The 6,670-nt window shown below is 40.1% G+C and carries 10 protein-coding genes; all 10 read right to left on the minus strand.

The genetic code is table 11. The features are described 5' to 3' along the window. Positions 1 to 2,143: FAD-dependent oxidoreductase (locus KJ849_07920; GenBank protein ID MBU2600484.1), on the minus strand; the 2,143-nt coding region annotated here is incomplete at its 3' end. 29 nt (positions 2,144 to 2,172) lie between these two features. Continuing rightward, the gene (locus tag KJ849_07925) at positions 2,173 to 2,610 is read right to left on the minus strand and encodes a HEPN domain-containing protein (protein MBU2600485.1); all 438 of its coding nucleotides are present in this window, start codon (positions 2,608 to 2,610) and stop codon (positions 2,173 to 2,175) included. After that, positions 2,603 to 2,923, minus strand: a complete 321-nt coding sequence (locus KJ849_07930; GenBank protein ID MBU2600486.1) for a nucleotidyltransferase domain-containing protein — start codon at positions 2,921 to 2,923, stop codon at positions 2,603 to 2,605. Before KJ849_07930 ends, KJ849_07925 begins: the two co-directional genes overlap by 8 nt. A 158-nt stretch (positions 2,924 to 3,081) precedes the next feature. Further along, positions 3,082 to 3,483 carry a HEPN domain-containing protein gene (locus KJ849_07935; GenBank protein MBU2600487.1) on the minus strand — a complete coding sequence of 134 codons (402 nt, stop codon included), beginning with the start codon at positions 3,481 to 3,483 and terminating at the stop codon, positions 3,082 to 3,084. Continuing rightward, a complete protein-coding gene (locus tag KJ849_07940) occupies positions 3,473 to 3,799 on the minus strand; it encodes a nucleotidyltransferase domain-containing protein (GenBank protein ID MBU2600488.1) in 327 nt (108 codons plus the stop codon). Before KJ849_07940 ends, KJ849_07935 begins: the two co-directional genes overlap by 11 nt. Positions 3,800 to 3,856: 57 nt before the next feature. Next, complete coding sequence (locus tag KJ849_07945; protein MBU2600489.1) at positions 3,857 to 4,696, minus strand: CoB--CoM heterodisulfide reductase iron-sulfur subunit B family protein; 840 nt, start codon at positions 4,694 to 4,696, stop codon at positions 3,857 to 3,859. Between the two features lie 139 nt (positions 4,697 to 4,835). After that, complete coding sequence (locus KJ849_07950) at positions 4,836 to 5,138, minus strand: ankyrin repeat domain-containing protein (protein ID MBU2600490.1); 303 nt, start codon at positions 5,136 to 5,138, stop codon at positions 4,836 to 4,838. A gap of 109 nt (positions 5,139 to 5,247) precedes the next feature. After that, on the minus strand, positions 5,248 to 5,592 hold the full coding sequence (locus tag KJ849_07955; protein MBU2600491.1) for a nucleotidyltransferase domain-containing protein: 345 nt from the start codon (positions 5,590 to 5,592) through the stop codon (positions 5,248 to 5,250). Continuing rightward, entirely contained in the window at positions 5,573 to 6,001 is a 429-nt protein-coding gene (locus tag KJ849_07960) for a HEPN domain-containing protein (GenBank protein MBU2600492.1), read from the minus strand. Before KJ849_07960 ends, KJ849_07955 begins: the two co-directional genes overlap by 20 nt. A gap of 3 nt (positions 6,002 to 6,004) precedes the next feature. Further along, positions 6,005 to 6,535 carry a 4Fe-4S dicluster domain-containing protein gene (locus KJ849_07965; GenBank protein ID MBU2600493.1) on the minus strand — a complete coding sequence of 177 codons (531 nt, stop codon included), beginning with the start codon at positions 6,533 to 6,535 and terminating at the stop codon, positions 6,005 to 6,007. Between the last annotated feature and the right edge of the window lie 135 nt (positions 6,536 to 6,670).

Here is a 6,670-nt window from a genome sequence, read left to right on the forward strand (position 1 = left end):
GTTGAGTAATCACTCGTTCATCTTCGCCATACAGATATTCTGTGGGTTTAGATTCTACGCCACCTGTAGCCACAATTACCACGCCATGCTCAATTTCCTTTTCAATTCGCAATTCGCAATTCGCAATTCGCGATTTAAAATGTCCCACATGTCCAGAGATAGATACAATCTCACTCCCCAGATGCACCTTAATTAATTTATGAGCCTGCACCTTCTCAATAAGTGATTTCAAATATGCCTGCGGGTCGCTGCCATTATAAGTCCAATGGACATGCCGCATGTTTCCACCCAACTCTGCCTCACGCTCCACCAACTCAGTCTCAAACCCCTGCTCTGCTAATGATTGCGCAGAAACCATCCCGGAAAGTCCACCACCTATGACCAATGCTCTTCTGGTTACTGCCATTTTAGTGGTATATAGCGGCTCAAGTAAAACTGCCCGACCAACAGCCATACGGACTAATTCCTTTGCCTTCTTTGTTGCTGATGGTGGATTTGACCCATGCACCCAACTGCATTGGTCACGAATATTTGCCATCTCAAACAGGTATTTATTCAGACCCGCATCCCGGATAGTATCCTGGAACAGCCGCTCATGCGTCCTTGGTGTGCAGGAGGCAACCACTACCCGATTAAGATTATGCTCGCGGATCTTCTCCCTGATTAGCGCTTGCGAATCTTGACTACAGACATAAATCTTTTCCTCAGCACAAACTACATTTGGCAGCCCTTTGGCATACTCTACAACCTGGGGGACATCCACTACACCGGCAATATTTATCCCGCATCGGCAGACAAAGACACCAATCCTCGGTTCTTGACCGCGCACATCTATTTCTGGCGGATATTCCTTATGAATAATTTCACTGCCGCGCACTTCCCCAAGCAATTCCCCCACGCATGCCGCCGCACCTGAGGCTTGCATCACTGTCTCCGGTATATCCTTTGGCTCTGAGGAGGCACCACAGACATAAACGCCTGGTTTTGTGGTCGTAATTGGGTTAAATGTCGATGTCCCACAAAAACCATACTGATTCAGGTCCACACCAAGATTATTAGCCAATTCCTGAAGTTTAGCCCCCGGCTTTAAGCCAACAGAAAGCACTACCATCTCAAATTCTTCATCAACCAAGTCCCCATTTTCTGCAACATATCGAATTGTCAAATTATGGGTATTTGGGTCTTCCTTAACTGTGGAGACCATACATCGGATATACCGCACCCCATACTCATTTTTTGCCCGTTCGTAGTAAGCGTCAAACCCCTTGCCATACGCCCGAATATCCATAAAAAATATAGTTGGCTCAAGTCCATGGCTATGGTCCTTAGCGATGATGGCTTCCTTAGTCGCATACATACAGCAGACACTTGAGCAATATTTGCGCTGGTCATCCCTTGACCCTACACATTGAATCCAGGCAACCTTTTTTGGCTCCTTTTTATCTGAAGGTCGCTGGACATGACCGGCTGTAGGTCCTGAAGCAGAAAGATACCTCTCAAACTCAAGGCTGGTTACCACATTAGGATAATATCCGTAGCCGTACTCTTCCCGCACCTGTGCTGGGATAGTTTCAAAGCCTGGTGCAAGAACGATACCACCAACATTAATCTCAATCCTCTCCTCAGACTGACTAAAATCTATTGCCCGAGCATCACAAAATTTTTCACATAGACCGCATTTTTTATCTTTAGCCAGCCGAAGACAATTTTTATTATCGATGGCATATTTTAAAGGCACAGCTTGCGGATATTTAACATAGATTGCCTTGCGGGTAGCAGCACCTAAATTAAATTCGTCAGGAACTTTAACAGGACATTTTGTGGCACAAGTCCCACAACCTGTACATCTTTCCTCATTAACATACCGCGGCCTTTTTTGTACCGTAACCATGAAGTTGCCGGATTCACCACTTATCTCTGTTACCTCAGATAAAGTCAAAAGCTCAATATTCAGATTTGCGGCAACATCAACCAGCCTTGGTGACATAATACACATAGAGCAATCATTGGTGGGAAAGGTCTTATCAAGTTGAGCCATTCTGCCACCAATAGCTGGGGAATCTTCAACCAGATATACCTTAAACCCGGCATCTGTTAAATCAAGTGATGCCTGCATACCGGCAATGCCGCCGCCAATTACCATAACTGAGCCAATTTTATTCCCTTTATCTATCACTGGTTACCTCCAGAATCGTTATCAAGGTTATTCAAAGAATCTACTGGTAATTTCTTTCTGACAAATACCATTATATCTTCGGCTATCTTAATTGCTTCCCTTCCTTCTTCCACAGAATATTCATAGAATGGGTTAGTCGGATAGCGTATTTCCACAGCATATGGTGTTAAATTTTCAGCTATATCTCTAAGAGAATCAAACGAAGAATCTATCTGACAACATAAATCAATCAAATAGTCCAAATCATGCTGTTTTTCAAACTTAATGTTATGATAGATGAGAAAACCTTTAAGGTATTTTTCAGCACTTTGCTGACAATGAAAACAGACAGTATCAATAGGAGCATCTTCTACTTCGATAACAATCCTTGCATTCTTTAAATCATTATCTGCTTTCTTAAACCAATAATTGGCTAAATTTAATCTTTCATCCATACAATCTTCTACCTTTATTTAATATATGGTGAATAAAAGAGCCTATTACATCCTTATATCTTTCTACTTCAAAGGGTGTATAAACAATAATATCCATTGGTATCATATATCCTCTAAAAAGTCGTCTAATAGGGATTGACCGTTTATGTCTTGGAATATCTGAATCTCTAACAACTAATAAATCAAGGTCACTTCCCTTTTGGGAATTTCCTGAGGCATAAGAACCAAATAAAATAATCATTTCTGGGTGGAAGTGGTTAATAATCTTAGTTGTTATATCTTGAATCACTTCTTCATTAATTTCTCTCATCATTATCACCATTCCTAAATAAATAGAGTTCATCGGCCAAATCAAGTGATGCCTGCATACCGGCAATACCGCCGCCAATAACTAAAACTGAGCCAATTTTTTGTTTATCAGTACTCATAGGCTATAACTCCTATTTTTTTCACTTCTAAATACTTCTGCGCTCAACCACATTCTTCAAGACATTCCTTTATAAATTTATCCATATCAGTAGCAATTTCAATTGCCTCTGTAGCCTGTTCTTTCGTTGCTATTGGGTAATGGGACGGATATTTAAGTGGTGTATAATAGCGATTTAATACCCGACATTCTTCCTTATGAGTTTCAAATTTTTCAGGCACTTCTGAAATCTTTATACATTCATTTAACAATGTAACTAAATCATGTATCCTTTCTGGTTTTACCCCACAAGAAGTTATGTATGCTTTTAGATACTTCTCTACTGCATCATGGCATAAGATACACATTTGAGAGTAGAAATCGTCAAATTCTCTAAGGCTTGCTTGAGCAAAGGCTAAATCACTATTAGCCTTGTTAATCCATTCAAGGGTTATTTTATCCTTCATATATAACCTGCCCTTTTTCCAGGACCTCTTTAATAAAAAAATCGTTTATTTGTACTCTTTCTTTCACCTCTTCAGGAGTATAAACTAAAAAATCAACAGGTACATTATGTTTAATAAACTGGTCTACTTCCGCTGCCCTTTCCCATGGATTTTTCTTGGTTTGTTTAATAATTATTAAGTCAATGTCGCTGTCCTCGTCAGTCTTTCCATTAGCCAAAGAACCAAATAAGATAATCTTTTCGGGCTTATATTTGATCTTCAATATTTGAACAATCTCTTTAACTTCCTCTAAAAAAAGATTTATGACCGCTTTCATAGATTACTACTCCATCTTTTTTAATCTCATATAAAAAATCTAACTTATTTGCCCGTTTCATGAATAATCTTCCATCACTCCCATAGGATTCACCAAGTGTTTCTTTAACCACTTGCCTACATCCTTTATCCCCAATGCCAGCCCTAACACCTCAGTAAAATAAAGCACCGGAAAATTTGCCCCATTCTGCCGCATTTCAAGGTTTGCCTGACACATAGGGCAGGCGGTAACAATGCACTCAGCCCCTGTCTGTCTGGCCATATTGATTAACTTTTTTACCAAATCAACCACAATCCCGGATTGAGGCAGTGATAAACTCGCACCACAGCAATCTGTTTTGTATGACCATTTCATTACCTCACACCCGCAAGCATCAAGAAGCTTGTCCATAGATTGAGGTTGCTCCACAGAATCAAAACTGTCTTTGTGCGGCGGTCTGGTAATCAAACAGCCATAATACGGTGCAGTCTTTAGTCCTTGCAATGGTTTTTTGACCATCTTGCGTATATTATCTACCCCAATCTCATGATAAATCACATCCAACAGGTGTCTTGTTTGGACATCACCTGTCCACTGTATTCCAACTACTTGCTCCAATTCTTTTCGTTTATCAGCATCAGCCTTCAGCTCTTCATCTGCCTGCTTTAGATTATGATAGCAGGCAGAACAAGGCACGGCAACATCCAATCCTTGTTTTTGGGTAAGCAAAATATTTCGTCCGCTAAGCTGGACAGCTAAATCATGATTCAAGCTATGACCAGCACTTGCCCCGCAGCAATTCCAGTCTGGTATCTCCACAAGCTCTATGCCCAACGCCTGACACACAGCCTCTGTAGACTGGCCATACTCCTTGCCTGTAGAATGTAATGAACACCCTGGATAATATGAAAAACGCATTATTTGCACCCCTTAATATTAAAAAGTAGGTTATCGGATGAAGAGGTAAGAAAAGGTAATTATCTCTCCGTCAATCTCCACCTAACACCCAAAATCTATGATTGACAAGCCATAGTCAATAGTTCAATGCTAAATGTTATTACTCCTTTGCCCCAGCCTGTTTAAGTGCCTGGACAACCTCGATATGACCCTGAGCAGATGCCTCCATCAAGGCAGTTATGCCATCCTTATCTTTCGCATTCACCTCAGCACCTTTGGCAAGGAGTGCCTGGACAGTTGAGATGTCACCTCTTTTAGTCGCATCTACAAGCTTCTTCTTATTGTCTGCTGATGAATTCACAGACAACACAAAAACAAACAGACAGACCAAAAAAGCTAATGAGCTTCTCTTGCCTCCAATACCCCTTAAAACTAATCTTCCTATTGCTTTCAAAACTTTCATTACATACATCCTTAATCTTTATATTTTGCAAATTTTGCAGAATGGGTGTAAAATTAGTATATGAGTATAAAATTGGTATTCGGATTTTACATTTGTATTTGTTCACTCTTTATATCAACCGTATTCCTTTTTTAATCGCTTCTCCTACCACACCTATCTGTTGTTTCTTTCGCTCAAACTCTTCCGGGGTATAGCACAGGGCATCAACTACCTCGGCATTCCTATCCAATAATAACCCTAATTTATTGGTAAATTCATACATTCTTCTAATAAACTTAACCTTTGAAAACTTATCAGAGACTACAATGAGGTCAATGTCGCTGTATTCGCCCGGGTTTCCATAAGCCCGTGAGCCCCATAACCAGAGTTCCTCGGCAGCATAGATATCCTTTATTTTCTCTAAGTAATTATCCAGCAAATATCTTACCTTCTCATCATTTATCTTTCTTTTCACCCTGTCTCTCCTCAAGTTCGGTTTCAACAAGCCCAATTACTTCTTTTGCCCTTTTAATTCCTTGATTAGCATCTGCTTGATCACAATATTCATAAGGCATTCTATCAGTTACATCAGGGTATCGAAGGGCAAGATAATAAGAATCAAGTTCTCCGACAAGAGTTAAAGCTTTGTCTGACATATTGGTTTCCTCTACCAATTTCCTGAGCGAATGTATCCTCGGAGGAGATTCATTCCCTGTCTTTTTAATGTACAATGCCTTTAGCATTTTCTCCACAGCCTGTTGACAGAGAATCAAGCAAACATCATAAATTCCAATTTCCATGTTCTTTTTGGCGTTCTCAAGATCATGAAGAGCCTGCTTTATCCAACGGTCAATCACTGCCAGAAGTGCTACTTCTTTATCCATTATTTATTTCACCTTCTCAAAAATTTCCCTTATCCCTTTTTTGTTCCGAACACCATCGGGTAAAAGGGCAAGTTTACCTTTCATAAACATCTGCTGTCCTAACTGCATATCAGAAAATAACTGTCCACTCTTTAGCTTATAAAGTCCAATCAACTCCAATTCATGCACCCTGCCCCACCTTTTCACGCTATTCAAGAACAACTGATGAAACATGGTTATGTTTGGCTCTTTAGATACCCTTTCCTTTACCGCCACCTCTCGCAGGGTATCCATAAGATCTGGAATATTTATCTTCATCGGGCATCTGGTAACACATGTTTGACACCCAACACACAACCAGATAACAGATGAACCCAGCACCTTATCCCTATCCCCCATCTGAATCATGCGGTTAATCTGATTGGGCTTATAATCCATCCAGAAGGATAGAGGACAACCAGCGGTGCACTTCAGGCATTGAAGACACTTACTTACCTTGGTCAAACTTTTTTCTGTCACATACTTCATAAACTCTTTATTTGTCACATGCTTCATATTTGTCACCTACTTCATAAACTTTCTATTACATACTTCATATTTGTCACCTACTTCATAAACTTTCTATTACATACTTCATATTTGTCACCTACTTCATAAACTTTCTATTACATACTTCATATTTGTCACCTA

This window comes from bacterium (genome assembly GCA_018830565.1).
In the GTDB taxonomy this organism is placed as follows: domain Bacteria; phylum UBA9089; class JAHJRX01; order JAHJRX01; family JAHJRX01; genus JAHJRX01.

Bases quoted from the DNA above. Each gene is read 5' to 3' on its own strand.
- KJ849_07925 (MBU2600485.1), bottom strand. From the start codon at position 2,610: ATGGATGAAAGATTAAATTTAGCCAATTATTGGTTTAAGAAAGCAGAT.
- KJ849_07930 (MBU2600486.1), bottom strand. From the start codon at position 2,923: ATGATGAGAGAAATTAATGAAGAAGTGATTCAAGATATAACAACTAAG.
- KJ849_07935 (MBU2600487.1), bottom strand. From the start codon at position 3,483: ATGAAGGATAAAATAACCCTTGAATGGATTAACAAGGCTAATAGTGAT.
- KJ849_07940 (MBU2600488.1), bottom strand. From the start codon at position 3,799: ATGAAAGCGGTCATAAATCTTTTTTTAGAGGAAGTTAAAGAGATTGTT.
- KJ849_07945 (MBU2600489.1), bottom strand. From the start codon at position 4,696: ATGCGTTTTTCATATTATCCAGGGTGTTCATTACATTCTACAGGCAAG.
- KJ849_07950 (MBU2600490.1), bottom strand. From the start codon at position 5,138: ATGAAAGTTTTGAAAGCAATAGGAAGATTAGTTTTAAGGGGTATTGGA.
- KJ849_07960 (MBU2600492.1), bottom strand. From the start codon at position 6,001: ATGGATAAAGAAGTAGCACTTCTGGCAGTGATTGACCGTTGGATAAAG.
- KJ849_07965 (MBU2600493.1), bottom strand. From the start codon at position 6,535: ATGAAGCATGTGACAAATAAAGAGTTTATGAAGTATGTGACAGAAAAA.